The organism is Nonomuraea phyllanthi (assembly GCF_006334985.2).
Taxonomy (GTDB): Bacteria; Actinomycetota; Actinomycetes; order Streptosporangiales; family Streptosporangiaceae; genus Nonomuraea; species Nonomuraea phyllanthi.
In genome coordinates this window covers 24,941-45,740 of sequence record NZ_VDLX02000031.1, presented here as the reverse complement: position 1 = coordinate 45,740, position 20,800 = coordinate 24,941, and the positions used below count along the sequence as shown (strand labels likewise).

General features: G+C 72.3%; 14 protein-coding genes. 8 read left to right on the top strand and 6 right to left on the bottom strand.

The genetic code is table 11. The features are described 5' to 3' along the window. Positions 1-37: 37 nt before the first annotated feature. Entirely contained in the window at positions 38-3,472 is a 3,435-nt protein-coding gene (locus tag FH608_RS47740) for an NACHT domain-containing protein (protein ID WP_139637851.1), read from the top strand. Here FH608_RS47740 and FH608_RS47735 read toward each other — a convergent pair. The 3 genes from FH608_RS47735 to FH608_RS47725 all read right to left on the bottom strand — a co-directional run bounded on the left by FH608_RS47735 (position 3,420) and on the right by FH608_RS47725 (position 6,482). Then, positions 3,420-4,415, bottom strand: coding sequence for a hypothetical protein (locus FH608_RS47735; RefSeq protein WP_193319047.1), 996 nt, complete (start codon positions 4,413-4,415; stop codon positions 3,420-3,422). The genes FH608_RS47740 and FH608_RS47735 overlap by 53 nt on opposite strands. Beyond that, positions 4,412-5,776, bottom strand: coding sequence for a hypothetical protein (locus FH608_RS47730; RefSeq protein WP_139637850.1), 1,365 nt, complete (start codon positions 5,774-5,776; stop codon positions 4,412-4,414). The genes FH608_RS47735 and FH608_RS47730 overlap by 4 nt, the downstream gene beginning before the upstream one ends. Before the next feature lie 139 nt (positions 5,777-5,915). Next, the gene (locus FH608_RS47725; RefSeq protein ID WP_139637849.1) at positions 5,916-6,482 is read right to left on the bottom strand and encodes a CGNR zinc finger domain-containing protein; all 567 of its coding nucleotides are present in this window, start codon (positions 6,480-6,482) and stop codon (positions 5,916-5,918) included. Positions 6,483-6,538: 56 nt separating this feature from the next. Here FH608_RS47725 and FH608_RS47720 point away from each other — a divergent pair, with 56 nt between their 5' ends. Then, the gene (locus FH608_RS47720) at positions 6,539-7,834 is read left to right on the top strand and encodes an MFS transporter (RefSeq protein ID WP_193319046.1); all 1,296 of its coding nucleotides are present in this window, start codon (positions 6,539-6,541) and stop codon (positions 7,832-7,834) included. Positions 7,835-7,966: 132 nt separating this feature from the next. Here the strand turns inward: FH608_RS47720 and FH608_RS47715 are convergent, their stop codons facing one another. After that, the gene (locus FH608_RS47715) at positions 7,967-8,782 is read right to left on the bottom strand and encodes an endonuclease/exonuclease/phosphatase family protein (RefSeq protein ID WP_139637847.1); all 816 of its coding nucleotides are present in this window, start codon (positions 8,780-8,782) and stop codon (positions 7,967-7,969) included. Positions 8,783-9,022: 240 nt separating this feature from the next. Here FH608_RS47715 and FH608_RS47710 point away from each other — a divergent pair, with 240 nt between their 5' ends. Next, positions 9,023-9,397, top strand: coding sequence for a hypothetical protein (locus FH608_RS47710; protein WP_139637846.1), 375 nt, complete (start codon positions 9,023-9,025; stop codon positions 9,395-9,397). Positions 9,398-9,445: 48 nt separating this feature from the next. Here the strand turns inward: FH608_RS47710 and FH608_RS47705 are convergent, their stop codons facing one another. Together FH608_RS47705 and FH608_RS47700 are read right to left on the bottom strand one after the other, a co-directional pair. After that, positions 9,446-11,506 (bottom strand): tetratricopeptide repeat protein, encoded by a 2,061-nt coding sequence (locus FH608_RS47705; protein ID WP_193319045.1) that lies wholly within the window; start codon positions 11,504-11,506, stop codon positions 9,446-9,448. Next, positions 11,493-13,490, bottom strand: coding sequence for an AfsR/SARP family transcriptional regulator (locus FH608_RS47700; RefSeq protein ID WP_193319044.1), 1,998 nt, complete (start codon positions 13,488-13,490; stop codon positions 11,493-11,495). Before FH608_RS47700 ends, FH608_RS47705 begins: the two co-directional genes overlap by 14 nt. A 517-nt stretch (positions 13,491-14,007) precedes the next feature. On the opposite strand from FH608_RS47700, the gene FH608_RS47695 reads away from it, so the two are divergent. The 5 genes from FH608_RS47695 (at position 14,008) to FH608_RS47675 (ending at position 20,800) form a co-directional block, all read left to right on the top strand. Further along, positions 14,008-14,817: a universal stress protein gene (locus tag FH608_RS47695; RefSeq protein ID WP_193319043.1), complete on the top strand. Its 810-nt coding sequence runs from the start codon at positions 14,008-14,010 to the stop codon at positions 14,815-14,817. A 262-nt stretch (positions 14,818-15,079) separates the two neighbouring features. Further along, positions 15,080-16,252, top strand: a complete 1,173-nt coding sequence (locus FH608_RS54070; RefSeq protein ID WP_139637842.1) for an FAD-binding oxidoreductase — start codon at positions 15,080-15,082, stop codon at positions 16,250-16,252. A 109-nt stretch (positions 16,253-16,361) separates the two neighbouring features. Continuing rightward, the gene (locus tag FH608_RS47685; protein WP_139637841.1) at positions 16,362-16,925 is read left to right on the top strand and encodes a YceI family protein; all 564 of its coding nucleotides are present in this window, start codon (positions 16,362-16,364) and stop codon (positions 16,923-16,925) included. A gap of 119 nt (positions 16,926-17,044) precedes the next feature. Beyond that, positions 17,045-19,819 (top strand): AAA family ATPase, encoded by a 2,775-nt coding sequence (locus FH608_RS47680; protein ID WP_226900537.1) that lies wholly within the window; start codon positions 17,045-17,047, stop codon positions 19,817-19,819. Positions 19,820-20,032: 213 nt separating this feature from the next. Then, positions 20,033-20,800: an SDR family NAD(P)-dependent oxidoreductase gene (locus tag FH608_RS47675; RefSeq protein ID WP_139637840.1), complete on the top strand. Its 768-nt coding sequence runs from the start codon at positions 20,033-20,035 to the stop codon at positions 20,798-20,800.

The following is a 20,800-nucleotide window of genomic DNA, read 5'->3' as shown; positions in this document are numbered from 1 at the left end:
CCTCCCTGGGCCCGGGTGCTTCACGTAGGTTGCTCGCATGCGTCGGAGAACGCTCGGTTACGAGGACGCGGTGCGGATCCTGGGCAAGGAGAGCTCCGTGGTGCGGGCCTTGGGCCGGCTCGCCGGCTCAGGACTGACGGTCGCCACCGCCGGCGGCAGCGACGTCGCTCTGGGCCTGTTCGACCTCAAGGGCGAGGTCGAACGCCTCGCCCAGGACGCGGCCTCGGTCGTGCGCGAGCGGGTCGGCGGCCTGACCCGCTTCGAACGCAGCGAGCTGCTGGAGGCGGCCCATGCCGTGATCATCGTGGCCGCGTTCTTCGCCGCGCTGGACGATCTCGACGCGGAGCTTCGTACCACCCTGAACACCACGACCCTGGAGCTCGTGCGAGCCGAACAGGCCGCGCTGGCGGCGGGCCGCCCCACAGGGAGCGGGCGGCTCGCCGGCCTGGTCGAGGTGCTCAACACGCCCGGCAGCCTGCCCGACATGTACGACCAATGGGTCGAGGCCCCGCTCGCCGCCTACTACCAGACCCTGACGGTGCGGTTGCTGGAGTTCGGGCCCGGCACGGCGGTCTGGGACAGGACGGACGCGACCACCCGACGCCGCTGGACGGCCGCTCTCAAGGCACACCTGCCCAAGCTCGCGACCACCCGGTACGAGAAGATGCTGCGGCAGCTGGCCGGCGACTACCCGGAAGTGGCGTTCTGGGCTCACCAGACCGGCGTCCGGGTGCTGCTGGACGAGCTCAGGGCCGCCCGCCAGGACGTCGCCGACACGGGAACGAAGCTGGCCGGGCTGGCCGCGATGGTGCGCTGGATGAGCCAGGGCCGCGCTCCCGACGAGCTGCGTACGGCGCTCGCCGTCGAATACCGGACGCAGGTCGACCGCCCGCTGACCGACCCGGACGCGGTCCCGGACGGCGTGCGGCTGCCGAAGCTGCATGACATCTACATCAACCCTTCCTACAGCCGGCTGACCCGCCTCGGCAGGGCGGTCGAGCAGCCCGAGCAGGTCAGCGAGGGCGGCTGGCGGACCGCCGAACGCGGCGACGACCTGGAGACCTTCCTGCTCCAGCACCTCATCAGCCCGGCCGCCACCAGGGCGCCGCTGGTGGTGCTCGGCCAGCCGGGCGCGGGCAAGTCGTTACTCACCCAGATGCTCGCCGCGGAGCTCCCGCCGGACGACTATCTCGTCGTACGGGTGGAGCTGCGCAACGTGTCGGCGGACGCGGACATCCAGCGCCAGATCGAGGAGGCGCTGCACCAGCTCACCACCGTGGAGCACGAGTGGCGGACGGTGGCCGCCTCATGCGCGCCCGCGCTGCCGGTGGTACTCCTCGACGGTTTCGACGAGTTGCTCCAGGCCAGCACCACCGTCCACTTCGACTATCTGGAGAAGGTCAAGGACTTCCAGGACAGGGAGGCACGGCACGGGCGTCCCGCCGCCGTGATCGTCACGAGTCGCACCGCGGTCGCCGACCAGGTCCGCTACCCGCGGGACTCGGTGGTCGTCCGGCTGGAGGAGTTCACCGACCGGCAGGTGCGCAGGTGGGTCGACAGCTGGCACGCGGCCAACCCGCATCGCGCGCTGAACGCCGAGGAGGCGCTGGCCCACGGGGTGGTCGCCCGCCAGCCCCTGCTGCTGTTCATGCTGGCGCTGTTCCACGCCGACGGCGGGGAGCTCCAGGGCAGGATCGGCCGTACCGAGCTCTACGAGAGCCTGTTCAGCAGGTTCGCCGAGCGGGAGGTCGACAAGCGGGGCCGGCACCTGAGCGAGCGGGACCGGCGCGTGCTCGTCGCCCGCGAGCTGTACGTGATGTCCATGGTGGCCTTCTCGATGTTCAACCGGAACTCGCAGAGCGTCTCGGACGAGGACCTGGCCCGCGACCTGGAGGCGCTGCCGTTCGGAGGCGACCTCAGCCGTGGTGACACCGCCAGGGAACTGGCCGGGCGCTTCTTCTTCAAGCTGTTCGTGCACCGCAACCAGGCTGTCGAGGGCCACACCACGCACCGCCGGTACGAGTTCCTGCACGCCTCGTTCGGCGAGTTCCTGGTGGGGCGGTGGATCGCCGACGAGCTGGTGCGCATGGTCCAGCGCCTGCTCAAGAACGCCGACGACCCGGTCCCCGTGCCGCCTGACGACAGCAGGCTCCGCACGGTCGCGAGCTTCTCCGTCCTGATCGACCGGGCCCGCGTCGTGGAGGTCATCTCGGATCGCCTCCGCGCGCGGCCTCCGGAGGAGCTCGTGGAGCTCCGGACGCTGCTCATCCGGCTCTTCCGTGAATGCATGGACAGCCGCGCGGCGGAGCTGGTGTCGCCGGCGTACGAGCCGATCAGGCTCGGCGTGCCCGCCAGGTTCGCGGTCTACAGCGCGAACCTCTGCATCCTCCTCGTCCAGACCGCCGCGGCCCTGTCGACCGCCGACCCGAGCCTGACCCGGATCCCCATCAGCGCCTTCCCGGGCTTCTTCGCCACCACCCGTTCCTGGTACGCCCATCTTCATCCGAGGAGCTGGTACGACCTCGTCGACGTCGTCCGGGTGACGGGAGATCCGCAAGATCCCCAGCTCTCCTCGTGGACCGCCACGTGGACGCCTGACGAAGCGCCTTACAGAGCCTCAGACCTGCTCGGCGGTATCGCCATGCGGACGGATCCCCTCGTCGTGCGGGGATCCTGGGTGGGGCGGATGTTCAAGGAGACCGCGCTGCTCGGCTCCGAGACCCAGGAGGACATGGTGGAGACCCTGCTCCCGTTCCTCGGCGCGGTCGGCCTGGCTCGGGGAACGGACTTTCCCATCGGCTCATCGGGTGCGCTGACCATGGAACTCCTGATCCGCCGGTATCCCTTCGACCCCCGCAGCCGGGCGGAGGTCTACCTCGATGTGCTGGACCGCCAGCCCCGGCCGAGCGTCGGCTTCGCGCGGCTGTTCCTCGACGCGCTGCGGAGCGATTCCGAGCAGGTTCAGACCTTGGTGGTCGCCGAAGCCAGGCAAGCATTCGAGTGGCTCGCCTGGACGCATGTCACGGCTTTCCTCGACACGATCAGGAACACCCGGACAGGCCAGTATCGCGTGCCGCCCGACTGGGCTTCCCGGCCTCACCTCGCCGACTCGATCGATGTTCACAACTACTGCGCCTTGCTGGGATTCCACGAGGTGCCGCACCGCTTCGACGTGCGCGATCTGGCCTGCCTGCTGGCTCTCCGGGACCTCGCGGGCCTGAGCGCCCTGGAACAGGTCCAGGCACTGTGCCGGGCGTTTCCGAACTGGGAGCATTCCGGCTTCCGGCAGCTTGCTCGGATCGCGGTCTGGGCGGCGATGGCAGAGCGCGACCTCGTGGCGTACGCGCCTCCCTTCCTCGAGTTGAGCCGGGAACAAGCCGACTGCCTCGACGCGGTGGCGCCCGGTTACCTGGCGAGGATCAGAGGGCTGGCCGCCCTCCAGACGGACGGGGATCCGTTGCCGATCGCTTGACGCGCCCCGGGCTGTCAGCCGTGAGCTGATCGGCCAGCCAGAGGATGGGCTCCAGCACATTGATCGGCCGGACGGGGCCGCGGATGCGGTGCCCCTCCTCGACCGGGACGACGTTCTGGAAGTCGTCCGGGTCATAGGCGTTCCGCACGGGATCGACGTGGAAGCCGATCGTCGAGGTGGCGAAGAAGCGCACGTGCTCAGGGCGGAAGAACCGCCTGATCCCGCTGAGAAGCATCTCGCTGTTGCCGCTGGCGGAGGTCTCGCACAGGGCCGCGAAGAGCTCTTCCGCGTCCGCGGAATCCACCTTCGGCATTCGGTAGGGGTCGTCCGGGTCCGTCGTGATCAGGCCGCGGCGCTCGGCGACCTCCAGGACGCGTACGTCGTCGAACTTGGTGATGCAGACCGCGAGGCGGTGAGGCAGCCATGCGGAGGAGACGCCCGACGCGATGGAGCGCTGCGCCAGCCGGGAGAGGACTCCGTGGAAATAGTCGAAGCTGTCGCCCAGCGCGGATTCACGGATCGGGTCGAAGAGGAACAGAACCCCGTTGCTGGCGATCAGGTCGTCGAGCGGATCAGGCAGCTCGTCGGTCGCACCGGGGAAGGGCGTGCTCGCGAAAACGCTTCCCGGCACGTCGACGAGGCTCAGCTCCACGCGCGTCTGCTCGGTGACGGTCGTGCGGCGGAAGAACCATCCCTTGCGTCTCGTCCGCCGCGGCCCCAGCAACACGTAGTCCAGCGCGTTCACATCGGTCGTCGGCTTGGGGAAGAACCGCTCCCGCGTCAGATCGTTGGTCATGGCGGCGAGCCGATCAGCGGAGTCCTGGTTCTTCGCCACGACGGTCCAGTCCAGATTGCTCCTGATCATCGCGATGTTCAGGGCCGCCAGGAACGTGGTCTTGCCACTGCCGGGCGCACCCCAGACGGAGATCTTCTGTTGCGTCATGGGGCCACCTCGATCATCGGGAACGGTATCCGATCGAGCCCGGTCGTGGCGAGACCCAGGTCGGCGCAGAGCTGGGTGACGCTGTTCCCGTCGGTGTGTGCCCGGGAGGATCCGCCGAGCACGCCCCAGATCGGGTGATCACTCTCGGTGATCGCCCCGAAGACGACTCCCGCCCGTTCGAGCGAGGTCACCTGGCGGTTCCAGTCATAGCGGTTCCGGCAGGCGAGCAGCGTGTGGCGGCCCGGCGGGTGTGGCGGGCGGTCGCCGACGGTCAGCAGCACGGTACGGCCGGGACTGCCCTCACTGAGCCGCGTCACCACCTCGGCCAGCATGTCCTCCACCTGGGCGGCATCCCGGTAGCCGTCGGGATACACCGGTTCGGCCTCCAGCCGGTCGAGGGCGGTCAGGGCGCGGTCCGGCGCCGCCAGCCAGCATCGTGGGTGCACGGGCCGCTCCGGAACCTCCCAGTCGTATGAATGCGTCGCGTACGGGACCAGAGAGACCAGGCATTCGGTGCCCCCGCCCGCACTCTCCAGGATGACCTGGCGGACCAGCTCGATGCGACGCGCCACGAGGTCCTGATGCCCGCATGTCTCGAGCCCCACGACCAGATGGACCCGGCCGCCCTGCGTGCCGATCAGCGGCCACGCCCCGACCACCAGCTCGGCCCAGCCCCGGTCGTCCTGGACGAACGGGACGGAGGAGGAGAACTCCACGCTGCCCGGGCCGCCGAGCACCAGACGAATCACCTGCGGTCCCGGCGGCAGGTCGGCGACGCGGATGGCGACCGGGCGCGGCTGCCCTTCGGTCATGGAGAGAACGGCGAACACCACCTCTCCGCTCGCCTGCGCGACGACCTCGGCCGTCGCGCCAGGGGCCGCGCCCGCCGGGAAGACGGTCACGGCGGCGGGCCTGGGCATGCCGCCGAGCGGGTCGGGCGTGAGGCCGAGCAGCCCGTACGGCTGCAGAAGGGGCTCGTCGGTCAGCACCTCGCGCAGCAACCCCGCGACGGACTGCCCGGAAACGTGCGCCAGCACCGAACCGGGCCGCATCTCGGCCAGCCACGATGCCGCCAGCTCCGGCAGTTTCTCGCCCGGCGCGGAGCACACGATGACCACCGCTTCGTCGGAGATCCCTCCGGCGGCCTGCGCGATCCGCCGGCGCTCCAGCGGGGTGCCCAGCTGGCGCCACGGCAGGATCAGGCCGGTGGCCGCGCACGGCGTGCCGGATGCGTCCCGGTGCACGTCGAACGTGGTGACCCCGGCCGCGCCGAGCTCGACGACATTGAGATGCCGCGCCCCCTGGAGCGCCCGCACGGCCGTGGCGAGCGTGTCGCGCAGACGCACAGCGCTCTCGCTCACTCCGCCCTCCCACAGGGGCCTTCGTACGGTCTGCCGAACCCCCGGCTCCGGGGTGTGTCAGTCACATCGATAACAGATGTGAAGGCGTCGCGCCTAGCGTCCTCCCGAACATGGTGGTTCGGAACGAGCGGTGGAGGGCTCAGCTCGCCGGGTCGGGCCGGGTGGTCCGCCAGCGGGCCTGCTTGGCGCGGTTGCCGCAGATCTCCATGGAGCACCAGCGGCCGGTCCGGGAGCGGGATCGGTCGTAGAAGGCCCACTGGCACCGGTCGTTGACGCAGGCTTTCAGGCGAGCCCACGTCCCGTCGGCCAGGGCCGCCGCCGTGGCGCTGACGACCCGGCTGATCAGGGCGTTCATGCCGTCGCCCGGGCCGACCAGGACGGCGCCCTCCGGGGTGAACGCCACGCCGGTGCCGGACCTGCGGGCCGCCTCGGTGAGCGCCGTGGCGGTGGCCTCGGGGAGCGGCAGGCGGTCGTGGTTGGCCAGGAGGGCCTGGCGGAGGGACTCGCGGAGGTCGATCGCCCAGGCCAGCGCCTCGGCGTCGACCGTCCCCTGGATGCCGAGCCGGCCCGACCACTCGGAACAGGAGCCGGGGTCGGCGAGGAGGTCGGTGCCGGCCTCGATGTCGCGGGTGTTCACGAATGCGCGGACGAGCTCGAGCGCTCCCGGCGCATGGGGAGCCGCCGCCTCCGCGTCGCTTTCACGCATGGTCAACCTTAACCCCTGTTGCCAGTATGCCGGTTATCTGGCTAACCTTCAAAATCATGACGAGGGTTAGTTCGGCGTGGTCGATCCGTTGGTTCCGGTACGTGTGGGGTGCGGGGGCGCTGTCCGGGCTCGGGGCCGAGATCGGCGAGCTGGCGTTGCCCTCGCTCGCCCTCATCACCCTCGGCGCGACGGCCGCGGAGGCGTCATGGGTGCGGGCCGCCATGCTCGCGCCGTTCCTGCTGGTCACGCTCTGGTTCGGCGTCATCGTCGACCGCCGGGCCCGGCGGCCCCTGATGATCGCGGCCGACCTCGTACGGGGATCGGTGCTCGTCCTCGTGTGCCTCCTCGGCCTGACAGGCAGGCTGACGGTCCCGCTGCTGGTCGCGGCGACGGCGGTGCTCGGGACCATGACCGTGCTGTACCAGCTCAGCGACTTCTCGTTCCTGCCGCGGATCGTTCCGGAGCGGTACCTCGTCGACGCGAACGCCAAGGTCGCCGCGACGCAGTCCGCGATCCAGATCGCGGGCTCCGGGGTCGGGGGAGCGTTGGTGCAGGCGCTCACAGCGCCGGTCGCCGTCGTCGTGAACGCGCTCGGCTACCTGCTGTCGGCGCTGCTCATCGGCCGCGTACGGCTGGCGGAACCCCGGCCGGACACGCCGGAACGACGCTCGGCCCTGGCCGAGGCGAGAACCGGCCTGCGGACGCTCGTACGGCACCGGATCCTGCGCACGCTGGCCACGGAGGCCGCACTCTGGAACCTCGGGAACGAGGTCTTCATGCTGGCACTCGCGGTCCACATGCTCGACAGGTCGGCCGCCGGACCGGTGGTCCTGGGTTTGATCGTGACCTGTGGCGGGGTGGGCGCCTTCCTCGGCAGCGTGTCCAGCACCTGGCTGACCGGGCACTTCGGCTACGGGCGCTCCCTGCTGGCCAGCCTGGTGATCGGCAACACCGCTCCGCTGCTCGGCGTGACCGTGGCCGCGCTGGTGCCCGCCTGGGCGGTCCCCGCCTTGAGCGCCGCCTTCCTGCTGTCGGGGGCCGGTTGTGGGGTGGCGAACTCGCAGGCGACCAGCATCCGGCAGATCGCCGTCCCGGAGGAGGTCCGCGGCCGGGCTAACGCCGGATACCGGCTGGCCTCCTGGGGCGCGCTCTCGATCGGCGCGCTGCTCGGCGGCGCGTTCACCACGCTGCTCGGTACGGTCGCCGCGGAGGCGGCGGGAGCGGCGCTGATGGCGCTGGCCACGCTGCCCGTCGCGCTCTCCTCCGTGCGGCACGTCCGCACGATCGAGGAGGTCGCCCACCGGCCGGAGCCCCGCGTCCCCGTGATGGACACCGTGTCGCCCCGTGAATGACCCGTGAATGACCCGCGAATGACCCGCGACAGGGCCGCGGGGCAGCCGTGCCCGGCCCGCTGCCCGGCCCGCTGCCCGAGCCGCTGGTGCGCCGGGACGAGCGCGTCCTGATCCCGCCGTTCCGCCCGGACCTCAGTAGGTGGCCGTACCCCACAGCACCTTGTGGTCGGACACGCCGGTCGGCACGGCCTCGCCCTTGAGCCCCTGGTACTCCTCCGAGAAGAAGATGTAGTCGATCTTGCGGGTGGCGCCCACGGTCGCGTCCCCGGACCGGGCGGCGCAGCGCGTCCCCGCCGTCTCGAAGAGGACGCCCGCCCCGGAGGGGTAGCAGGTGTCGTACATCGGATCGAGGGCGGCGCTGGTCGGGGTGACGTTGAAGTCGCCGCCGATGATGACGCGGTAGCCCTTGGCGCGGAAGGTCGCCAGCCGGTCCGCGACCGCCCTGATCTGGGCGACCTGGTCGCCGGCACCCCAGGAGATGTGAGTGGAGCAGGCGACCATCGCGTAGTTCGTCGCCTTGACGCACAGCAGCCGGCGATGCTCCTTCTCGACCGGGTTGGGCAGCGCCCAGTTGCCGACGACGCTGCTGGCGATGCGGATGAGGACGACGTTGCCGAACGCGCTGCCGTTCTTGCACGAGACGCCGGTGTGGCCGTGCCAGGCGCGGTAGCCGCTGCCCGACAGATTCTTCTTGATGTAGTCGAACTGGGTGGCGCACACCTCGTTGAGCGTCACCACGTAGGGCTGCTCCGCCTTGACCAGGGAGACGACCTCCTTGGCGGGGGCGAGGCCGCCCTTGTGCATGGAGTTGCCCGCGATGTTGAGCTGCATGTACGCCTTCGTCTTGCCCGCCGCGGCCGGCTCGGGATCGGCGGCCGCCGGCGCCGCCGGCCAGGCCAGCAGCGCGGCGCACGCGGCGCCTCCGATGGCGCGTCGCGACATTCTCATGTGTCAGGGTCCTTCTCGTCAGCCGATGGATGTCCGAAGACCCTAGTGATGCGGTCCTTCAGATCCGCTTCAGATCGGATTGCCACCCGCGTGGCCTGGGCGAACGGATCGCCGGCCCGCGTCGGCCGCGGCGTGCGGCCCTCCGTTCCGGCGCGGGTCGATCGCATCGATAACGGACCTGAAGGCGTCGCGCCTAGCGTCCTCCCGAAACATGGTGGTTCCGAACAAGGGGGATCTGGAATGCGGCTACACACGAGGATCGCGACGGCGGCCGCCGGGCCGGCGCTGATCGCCACATGCCTGCTGGGGGCGGCTCCGGCGCAGGCTCAGGCCAACCCGCCGTGCTACGCCAAGAGCGGGCACCTGTACTGCGGGAACACGGCGGGGGTGAGCCTGTGGCGCAGCCCGCGCTACAGCGGCCACGACCAGGATGTCGTGGACACGCTGAAGTCGAACCCCAGCTACTTCCAGTGCTACGTCTCCGGGCAGCGGCACGGCGGCGGGAACAGCATCTGGTACCGGACGTACGGCGACGTCACCGGGCGCACCGGCTACGTCGCGGCCGAGAGCGTCTACACCTGGAAGGACCCGTTCCCGGGCGTCCGCCACTGCTAGTGGGGTAGCGGCCGGCCGGTTCGCCGAACCGGCCAGCCGGTGACACTTCTAGAGCTGCCGCGAGATGGCGTCGGGGGTGGCGGGATCCGCGTCGAGCCCGATCGCACGGGCCTCCCGGTACGTGATCAGCCCCAGCTCGTGGAGGATCGCCGCCGACCTGTTCAGGCAGGCGCGGTCACCGGTCGCCCGGCCGAGCCCCCACAGGTGCTCCGCCTCCCAATAGGTGCCGGACAGGCCGCGCCGCCGATCCAGGCACAGGGCCTCCTGGAAGCACGTCACCGCCTCATCCACCTGCCCGGCCAGCCGGTGCGCCTCGCCGAGGTTGCCCAGCGCCATCACCTCGGTGACCCTGGCATCCGACTCTCTTGCCAGGGAGAGGGCCTCGCGGTGAGCGGCGACCGCCTCGTCGTGACGCCCCAGCCGTTGACGGGTCAGCCCGATGCCGGTCAGGCACGAGGCCTCGTGCCGGGCGTGCCCTGAGCGGTGCCACATCGTGCGCGCCTGTTCCAGCGCGGCCAGCGACTCCTCATGGCGTTCCAGCGAGCGGAGAGCCGCGCCGCGCCCGTTCAGCGCCAACGCCTGGCCGGTGTCGTAGCCGATCGGCCGCCAGGCGTCGAGAGCGCGGTCGAAGGACGCCAGAGCCTCCGCGGGCTTGCCCAGCGCGTGCAGGGCCCAGCCGAGATCGTTGTGGCCGAGCCCCGCCTGGCGGAGATCGCCGGTCGAACCCGCCGCCTCCAGGGCGAGACGGCCCAGGGCCAGCTGCTCGCCCCATCGCGCCCGCTGCTCCAACGGCGTGTTCAGGCACGCGGACAGGTACGCCGCGATCGCCGGATCGGCGCTCGTCACGGCCTGGCGGGCGGCGGCGACGAGGTTCTCGATCTCGGTGTCGAGCCAGGTGTTGACCGCCTCGACGGACTCCAGCGGCACCCCCGGATGGACGAGCGCGTCGGGGACGAAGTCGATCCGCCAGGCGATCATCGGCTCGACCGACAGCGCCGCGCGCCGCGCCGTGGCGAGATGGCAGTGGAGGGCTCGCCGGACGGCGGAGGCCCTGGCCTGCTCGCTCTCCTGTTCCGTCGCGAGCTCCCTGGCGAGCAACCGCAGGAGGTCGTGCATGTGGTACCGCCCGGGAGCATCGGACACCACGAGCTGGTTCTCCAGCAGCTGATCGAGAAGCGCGGCCGTACGCCCCTCCGGGAGCTCCGCGAGAGCCGCGGCGACGGGCACGCCGAAGTCCGGGCCGTCCAGGAGGCCGAGCAGCCGGAACAGCCGGGCCGCCGGTCCGTCGCCCAGGTCCTCGTAGCTGACCAGGAAGCTCGCGCGTACGGCCTGGTCGTCGATCTCGAGTTCGGCCAGCCGCCGCTGCTCGCCGGCGAGCCGGTCGGCCAGGGCGCGGACCGGCAGGTCCGGACGCCCGCGCAGGCGCGCCGCGACGATGGACAGCGCGAGGGGCAGCTCGCCGCACAGCGGTATGACCTCGGCCACCGCCTCGGCTTCGCGGTCGAGCCGGTCGGCGCCGAGGAGCCTGGCGAGAAGCGCGCCGGCCTCGTCCCGCGACAGCCCCCGGAGCTGGCAGTGGCTCGCCGCGTCGATCGCGCTCAGCATCCGCCTGCTGGTGATGAGCACGCCGCAGGTCGCGCTGCCGGGCAGCAGATGGCGTACCTGCTCGGCACTCGCCGCGTTGTCCAGGAGGACCAGCAGGCGCTTCCCGTGCGTCAGCGAGCGGAAGGTGGCGACGGCCTCCTCCTGCTCGCCCAGGGCGGCCGGGGCGGCGACTCCCATCGAGCGCAGGAACCGGCCGAGCACCTCCGCGGGTGGCAGGGGATCGGTGCCCGGCGCGGATCCCTGCAGGTTGACGTAGAGCTGTCCGTCCGGGAAGTGGTGGGAGATGTGGTGGGCCACCTGGAGGGCGAGAGCCGACTTGCCGATGCCGGCCGGTCCTGAGATGGCCACCACGCGCTCGGCGCCGTCGGCCAGCAGGGCGCACAGCCTCTCGACCTCGGCCTCACGGCCGGTGAACGTCGCGATGGCGCTCGGCAGCTGTGCGGGCTTCGGCCGTTCGAGCGCCATGAGCCGCATCCACTCCCATACCCGTTCATCCCCGTGCAAGGCCAGCATCGTAGCGGAGCGTGCCGAAGCGGACGGCCCGGCTCAGCACGGCGAGCCTGGCGTCAGGCGGCTCGATGGCCTCCGCCCGTTCTCGCGCGAACAGGCGGATGAGCTCGTGGAACCGGTAACGCGGCCGACCGGCTCCGTCCCTGCCGAGCGGCTGCAGCAACTGGGCGTCGACCAGCTGCTCCAGCAGCCGCTCCCCGTCGTGCACCGTCGTCTCCAGCAGCGCCGCCACCAGCCAGGGCGCGAACCCGCCAGGGGCGTCCACCAGGCCCAGCCGCCGGAACGCCAGGGCCGCCCGTGCCGGCAGCTCGCGGTAGGACAGCTCGATGCCGGCGCGCACCTCCAGCCCGCCCCGGCTGAGCTGGTCGAGCCGGCTGCGCTCGTCGGCCAGCTGCGCGGCCATCTCGGCGATCGGCCACCGCGGCCGCATGGCCAGTTTCGCCGCCGCGACGCGCAACGCCAGCGGTGACCCGTCGCACAGGGCGGCGAGCTCCGCCACCGCCTCCCGCTCGGCCGCCGCCCGCTCCGCTCCCAGCACGCGCGTCAGCAGGTCGGCGGACTCCTGCTCGGTCAGCATCTCCACCGGCACCGGCAGCGCGCCGTGATCGACCATCAGGCCCTCCAGCCGGCGCCTGGCGGTGACGATCACGCAGCAGCCCGGCGTCGCCGGCAGCAGCGGCCGCACCTGTGCGGCCGACTCGGCGTTGTCGAGCACCACCAGCACCCGCCGCCCGTCCAGGGCGCTGCGGAACAGCGCGGTCCGCTCCTCCAGCCCGGCCGGAACCGCCGCCGCCTGGATCCCGAGTGCCCGCAGGAACCGCTCCAGCACCGCCGCCGGCCGAGCCGACTCCTGGTCCGGGTCATGCCCGTGGAGGTTGGCGAACAGCTGGCCATCGGGGAACCGCTCGGCGGCCTGATGAGCCCACCGCAGGGCCAGGGCGGTCTTGCCCACGCCGGCCACCCCGCTGATCACGCCCACGGGCAGGTGTCGCCCGTCCTGCCGCGGCAGCCGATCCAGCGCCCGCAGCTGGGCCGTCCGGCCCACGAACGCCGATACGGCCGGCGGCAACTGCGCCGGTCTCAGGGCCACGGCCGGCTCTGGACCGGCCGGAAGGTCCGCGTTCCCGCCAGGGCGCGGTGCGGGTACCGCCGCACGCTGCGCCATGGTGAGGCGCTCGGCGACGGCCGCGGCCTGTACACCGCCACGTCGCGCGGCGTCGCCGGCGGGCGGTCCCGCCAGGATCGCCTGCTGGACCTCCCGCAGCGCGCTGCCCGGCTCCAGGCCCAGCTCGTCCCGGAGGTGCCGGCGCCCCTGCCGGTAACTCTCCAGCGCGTCGGCCTGGCGTCCCGAGTGCCACAGCGCCAGCATCAACCGGGCGCGCAGCCCCTCGCGCAGCGGGTGATCCTCCACCATGGCCGCCAGCCTGGCCACCACCTCGCGAGGACGGCCGCAGGCCAGCTCCGCCTCGGCCCACTCCTCCGCGATGCCCAGCCGGACATCCTCCAGGCCGCGGGCCGCCGCGGCGATCTCGGCCGTGTCGATCCCGGCCAGCACCGGGCCCCGCCACAACGCGAGCACCCGCCCCATCGTCTCCGCCGCCTGCTCGCCCTGCCCCGCTGCCGCCGCCTTTCGGGCCTCCGCCGCCTGCTCCTCGGCCTCGCGCATGTCCAGCCACACACCGTCCATGCTCAGGCGGTAACCGGCCTGCTCGGTGACGATCACCGGCACGCCGCAGCCGGCGGCGTCGAACGCCTTGCGCAACGCGTGGACGTGGATCGGGATCTGGGTGCGTACGGAGTCGGGCAGGCGCTCACCCCAGACCGCCGCCGCCAACCGATCGACCGACACGACCCGACCGGCGTCCAGCAGCAGCGCGGCCAGCAGCGAACGCGGGCGGGGCCCGCCCAGCCTGACAGGGCGCCCCCTGACGCCGGCCTCCAGCGGGCCGAGAACCCGGAACTCTATGTGAGCTGTCATGACATCCCCCGGCGGGCGGTCTGGCCCGCGTGAATCGAATCGATGGCACATCGAAAACCGGCCCTTATAGTCTCGGGTATCAGAGCGGATCCACCGCATGGCGGCCGAATGCGGTTCGCGGCGGGGATGTCAGGTGATCGCCGGCGCCCGTGACGGACACCGCGCTCTTTCTCGCTCCACCGGCCCTGCTGCTCCTGGAGGCCGTCCTCAGCCGCTTCTAGGCGGGACTACTGGTTTCAGCGGATGTCCGGCGTTCCGCCCGCGTAGAAGACCCGGCCGAGAAGCGGCACCCGTGGTCGCGCCCGCACGCCTCCCGCGAGCAGCGGTACGAATGTCACAAACAATGCGGCTACGCGGTCTTGGCTTCCAGAGTCATACATCGATGGGGGCAGAGGAGCATCATGCATTCGCCGGAGAGCCGGATCGCCACGTCCGTCCTGGTCATCGGCACGGGAGGGGCGGGCTTCGGACCGGCCCCCGCCGGGATCGCGGCCGGTCCCGTGGAAGGGCGGCACGGATGAGCCTGGTGGTCGTGGGGGTGGACGACTCCGAGGAGAGCCTGTGGGCCGTGGAGTGGGCCGCCGGCGAGGCCGCACGCCGCCGGCAGCCGCTGCTGATCCTCCACGCCTTCATCTGGCCCGGCCTGGGCGTGCCCCTCGGGCCGGCGCCCGGAGCGCCCCCCGAAGGCGGCTTCCGGCACGCGGCCGAGCGGGTCCTGGCCGCCGCGCTGGCACGCGCGCAGAAGGTCGCACCCGACATCGAGGTGAGCACCGACCTGCCGGAGACCGATCCCGCCACCGCGTTGCTGCACCGTTCACAGCAGGCGGAGGTCCTCGTCGTGGGCAGCCGCGGGCTCGGCGAGATCGGCGGCCTGCTGCTGGGGTCGGTCGGCGCCCGGCTCGCGGCCGAGGCGTCCTGCCCCGTCGTCGTCGTGCGCGGCCCCGTCACGACACACGGGCACGTCGTCGCCGGCATCGCCGACCAGAGGGAGAGCGAGGCGCTGCTCGCCTTCGCGTTCGCGTACGCCGCCTCCACGGCGAACGTCCTGGTCCTGGCGCACGTCAGCACGAACGGGTCACCCGGCCCCGGGCTGCCCGACAGCGCCCTTGCTCTGTGGCGGGAGCGCTTCCCGGCGGTCGCGATCGTCCAGCAGTCCCTCACCGGCCACCCCGGCAAGGCGCTGATGCGGGCCGCGTCCGAGGCGTCCCTGCTCGTCGTCGGCTCTCACCACCACCACGAGCTGAGCGCCCTGATGCACGGCTCGGTCAGCCAGGCCGTCGTGCACCACGCCACCTGCCCGGTGGCGATCATCCAGGTCCGGCGCTGAAGACGACCGGCCCGCTGCTCGCACAGGCCACCGCGCTGTGCCCGTACGCGAAGATGACCCGCCAGGGCATCCCCGCCACGATCTCCTTCGCCTCCTGACCGCCTCGACGAGAAGGCGGCACCCGTGATCCGGATCCGAGCCGATCCGGCTCCGCGGCGTACCACGAAACAGACCAGAAAGCTGTGACTGTGACTGACCATGACCTCGCCGTCCAGGACCACGCCCCTCGAACCGCCCACCCTGACGGCATCCGGGGACGGCGATGACGCGCAACCTGTTCACGGCCCCGCCCGAGCTGGAAGGCAGGATCGTCACCCCTGAGGATCCGCGGTACCTCCTCCTCTACTCCACCTGCACGACGGCGGACGAGCCCGCGGCCGTCCTGCTTCCCGAGAGCACCGCCGAGGTGTCCGCCGCGCTGCGCTTCGTCCGCGAGCGCGGCCTGCCCCTGACCGTGCGCGGCGGAGGGCACGACGTGCCGGGCCGCGCCGTCAGCGGCGGCGCGGTCATCGACCTCTCGGCGATGAACCGCGTCGAGGTGCTGGACCGGCGCTCGCGGCTGGTCCGGGTGGAGGCCGGCGCCCGCTGGCCGGCGGTCGCGCAGGCCCTCGCGCCGTACGGGCTGGCGATCGGCTCCCGCGACCACGACGGCGCCGGCGCGGGCGGTCTGGCCGCGGCGGGCGGCATCGGCCGGCTGGTCCGCCAGTACGGGCTGATGATCGACCACGTCCGCGCCGCCGAGGTCGTCCTGGCCGACGGCACGGCGGTGCACGCCGACGCCGAGCACGAACCGGACCTGCTGTGGGCGGTGCGCGGCGCCGGCTCCGGGGTCGGCATCGTGGTGGCGTACGAGATCGAGGCGATGGAACTGAGCGACGTCGGGTACGCCCAGATCGCCGTGGAGATCAAGCGGAACGGCCACGCGCTCCAGCAGTGGGCCGACTACATGGAGTCGGCCACGCGCGAGCTGACCAGCACCGTCACCCTGCAGTCCCACGGCTCCGCCCTGATCGCCTCGGTCACGGCCGTGGTCGCCGACGCGGGCACGGACCACCTGCGGACCGCGGTCGAGCCGTTACTGAGGCTCGGCACCAGGCTGCTCGACCTCCACGTGCAGCTCACCCCGTACCCCGCCCTGCTCTCCGCCGCGTCCCCCTCTGCAGCGTTTCCCTCCGCTGCGTCTCCCTCCTCCGTGTCCGCCTCCTCCGGGCAGTGGCCTGGCACCACCGCCAACGGCCTGATCGAGGCCATGACCGACGGCGCCGCGGACCTCGCCGCGGCCTGGTATCCGCTCTCCGGACGGCTCGACGCGGCCTGCGCCGGCTTCGAGAGCCGCTCCGCCGCCTTCGCGCGGATCTACCCCGGAAAGACCGGCGATCGCGTCACCCGTCTCTGGGCCCGCTACGACCCGGACGGGATCTTCCGCACCCCCTGAAGCCTGGACCCGGGGACCCCCGAGTGTCACAGATCCGCGGGCGGTCCGGTCCTTGAACCGGGCGCCCGCTCGCGTTTCCACCAACCGACCCTTCGACCAGGGAGATCCGATGACCACGGCCACCACGATGTCGATCACCGGCTACCGCGCCGGCACCTGGGACATCGACCCCGTCCACTCCGACGTCTCCTTCTCCGTCCGGCACATGATGGTGAGCAAGATCCGCGGCCGGTTCGCGACCTTCACCGGGAAGATCGTGACCGGCGATGACGTGACCGATTCGTCCGTCACCGCGACGATCGACGCCGCCTCCGTCGACACGGGCAACCACCTGCGCGACAAGGACGTGCGGTCGGACAAGTTCCTCGACGTCGAGAAGTACCCGCTCTGGACGTTCCGCTCCACCGGCGTTCGCGTGGACGGCGACGGCCTCGTGGTCGACGGCGAGCTGACCATCAAGGGCGTCACCCGCACCGTCCCGCTGAACGTCGAGGTGAACGGCATCGGGCCCGACGGCAGCGGCGGCACCCGCGCCGGCCTGTCGGTCTCGACGACCATCGACCGCAACGACTTCGGCGTAGACGTCACGTTGCCGCTCGACGGCGGTGGCGTCGTCGTCGGTGACAAGGTGCAGATCACCATCGAGATCGAGGCGATCCTGCGCAAGCCGTGACCCGCCCCTGAGCCGCCGAACGCGCGCGCCTGCCGCCGGCGGAGCCGTCCGGACGCTTGGCCCGGCGTGCGTCTTGGGTGTATGCAGAGTCGTGCAATCGGGCTGATAGGCGGGGGATCGTGGAGCAACGTAGACGAGGCACCCCGCATGGTGACAGCACCGGCCTGCTCGGGCGGTCGTCGGAGTGCGCCCTCCTCGACCAGACGCTCGCGGCCGTCCGCATGGGGGAGAGCCGCGTGCTCGTGGTCCACGGCCCGGCGGGAGTCGGGAAGTCGGCGCTGCTGGAGTACGCCGAGCAGTCGGCGGCCGGCATGTGGGTGCTGCGCGCGGCCGGCGTCGAGTCCGAGATGGAGCTGGCCTTCGCCACCTTGCACCAGTTGTGCGCGCCGCTGCTGGACCGGCTGGACAGGCTTCCCGCGCCGCAGCGCGACGCGCTGGAGACGGTGTTCGGGACGCGGGCGGGTGCCCCGCCGGAGCGGTTCCTGGTCGGCCTGGCGGTGCTGAGCCTGCTGTCGGACGCCTCGGAGCGGCGCCCGCTGCTGTGCGTGGTGGACGACGCGCAGTGGATGGACCGGGCCTCTGCGCAGGTCCTCGGCTTCGTCGCCCGGCGGCTGCTGGCGGAGTCGGTCGCCCTCGTCTTCGGCTCCCGCCAGAGGGACCGGGACCTGTTCGGGCTGCCGGAGCTGGAGGTCACGGGGCTCAAGGCGGCCGACGCCCACGCCCTGCTCGACTCGGTGACGCACGCCCGGATCGACCAGCGCGTCCGCGACCGGTTCGTGGCCGAGACCAGGGGGAACCCGCTCGCCCTGCTGGAGCTGCCGGGCGAGCTGACCGTGACCCAGCGGGCCGGCGGATTCGGCCTGCTGCACGCCGACACGCTGTCGGGCCGGATCGAGCAGAGCTTCCTGGCCAGGATCGCGGCCCTGCCCGAGCAGACCCGGCTGCTGCTGCTGATCGCCGCGGCCGAGCCGACCGGCGATCCCGCCCTGGTCTGGCGGGCCGCCGAACGGCTCGGAGCCGAACCGGCGACGGTCCTGGCGGGCGGGACCGACGGGCTGCTGGAGTTCGACGCGCGGGTGATCTTCCGTCACCCGCTCGTCCGGTCGGCCGTGTACGGGTCGGCGAAGGACGACGACCGCCGCGCGGTGCACCTGGCGCTGGCCGAGGTCACCGACGCGCAGGCCGACCCGGACCGCCGCGCCTGGCACCTGGCGTCCGCGACGGCCGTGCCCGACGAGGCCGTCGCCGCCGAGCTCGAACGCTCCGCCGACCGGGCGCAGGCGCGCGGCGGGCTGGCCGCCGCGGCGGCGTTCCTGCAACGGTCCGTCGCACTGACCATCGACACCTCGCGCCGCGCCGAACGCGCCTTGAGCGCCGCGGACACCAGCCTGCGGGCGGGCGACATCGAGGCCGCCGGCCGGTTCGTCGACCTCGCCGACCGGGACGTCCAGAACGACTGGCAGCGCGTACGCGCCCATCTGGTGCGGAGTCACATGGTCTTCTCGGCCGGCTTCAACAACGAGGCGCCGCCGATGCTGCTGGCCGCCGCGCAGCGGCTGGAGCCGTACGACATGGACCTGGCGCGCGAGACCTATCTCATCGCCTGGGCCAGCGCGTCCTACGGGGCCGCGAACCGGGACAGCCTCATGGCGATCTCGCGGGCGATGCGGAGCGTTCCCCCTCCCGACGGCAGCACGCGCGCCCTCGACCTGGTGTTCGAGGGGTACGCGCTGCTCATCACCGAAGGCCGGCGCGCCGCGCTTCCCGCGTTGCGCAGGGCGGTGACCGCGCTCGCCGAGGCTCCCGTGCAGGACATCATGGGATGGATCTGGGCCGCCGGCGGCTCGAGCGCGCTCCTCTGGGAGGACCGGCTCATGGCCGAGTGGCCGATCAGGGTGATCGAGGAGGTGCGCAGACTCGGCGCCCTGACCGCGCTGCCCATCTACCTCCACGGGCTGGGGCTGCCGCGCGTGCTGAGCGGCGACTTCGCCACCGCGGCCGCGATCGCCGCAGAATGCGAGGCCGTCGCCGCCGCGACGGGCGTGCCGATGACGCGGCACACCACGCTCATGCTCAGGGCGCTGGAGGGCAAGGAGGCCGAGGCCGCGACGCTGATCGCCACCACGATCGAGGAGGACGGAGCCAGCGGCCAGCTGAACGGCGTCGCGTCGGCCCACTGGGCGGCGGCGGTCCTCTACAACGGCCTCGCGCGGTACGAGGAGGCGCTGCCCTCGGCCCAGGCCACCACCCAGAGCGCCAACCAGCTCGTCTCCCAGTGGGCGCTGCCCGAGCTCGTCGAGGCGGCGGCGCGCGTCGGGGACGACCTGGCCGCCCACGGGGCACTCGACGATCTGGCGGACTCGGCGGAGCCGTGCGACACCGACTGGGCCCAGGGCATCCTGGCCCGCTGCCGCGCGCTGCTGAGCAACGACGCCGGCGCGGACGAGCTCTACCGCGAGGCGATCAAGCGGCTGGGCCGGACGCTGCTGCGCCCCGAGCTGGCGCGCGCCCACCTGCTGTACGGCGAATGGCTGCGCCGCGGCCGCCGGCGGGCCGAAGCCCGGGTCCACCTGCGGACCGCGTACGAGATGTTCGTCTCGATCGGGATGGAGGCGTTCGCCGAGCGCGCCCGGCGCGAGCTCCTGGCCACGGGCGAGACCGTCCGCAAGCGCAGGAACGAGGACGCGGCGGGCGAGGAGCTGACGGCGCAGGAGAGGCAGATCGCCCTGCTCGTACGGGACGGCCTGTCCAATCCGGAGGTCGGGGCCCGGCTCTTCCTGAGCCCCCGCACGGTCGAGTGGCACCTCCGCAAGATCTTCGCCAAGCTCGGGATCAGCTCCAGAAGGCAGCTCGGAGACGCCCTCTCGGGCGGCGGGGCCGAGTCCGCGGGCTGACGCTGGGGCCGAGTCCGCGGGCTGACGGCGGTGTGAAACCCGCGGGCTGACGGGGCCCTCTCGCGCGCGCCGACCGTCACTGGTCAGGGCCGACCAGTGAGACACCCTGGTGCGAGCCGGTGACCGGCCGGGTGACGCTCGTCGTGCCGGCGTTTCGTACATCGGGCGATGCCCGCTTCGGCGTCGCCCTCGACACCAGAGAATGAGGCAGCCATGGCCGAACGTCCGCTCGATGGAGCCGTCGCGCTCGTCACCGGCGCCGGCGGCGGAATCGGGGCCGCGACGGCGCGCCGCCTGGCCGGCGAGGGCGCGGCGGTCGCCCTGGTCGCCGGGCGCCGCGACCGCCTGGACCAGCTCGCGGGCGACATCGCGAGACGGGGCGGGGAGGCGCTCGCGGTCGAGGCCGACATCACCGAGCCGGAGCGCGCCGAGGACGCGGTGCAGGACACGCTGGACCGGTTCGGGCGTCTGGACATCCTGGTCAACGGCACCGGAGTCATGCTGCTCAACTCGGCGCTGCACACCACCATCGAGGAGTGGGACCGGATGGTCTCGCTCAACGTGGCGGGGCTGCTGCGCGTCACGCACGCCGCCGTCCCGCACCTGATCTACGCGGCCTCGACCTCCCCGCGGCAGGTGGCGGACCTGGTGAACGTCGGCTCGGCGGCCGGACGGGTGGCCCGCCCGGGGAGCAGCGTCTACAGCCTCACCCAGGCCGGCCTGAGAGCGTTCGCGGAGTCGCTCCGCCAGGAGTTGGCCGGCGAGGGCGTCCGGGTCAGCGTGGTGGAGCCCGGCACCGTGGACGCCGAAGGGGCGGGCCACGCCGCCGACGCCGCCCGGGACGCGGCCCGCCGGCAGCTCGGCGCGATCGAGGGGCTGCGGCCGGAGGACATCGCGGACTCGATCGGCTACATCGTCACGAGGGAGCGGCGGGTCGCCGTCAACGAGATGCTGCTGCGCGCCGGCGACCAGACCTGGTAG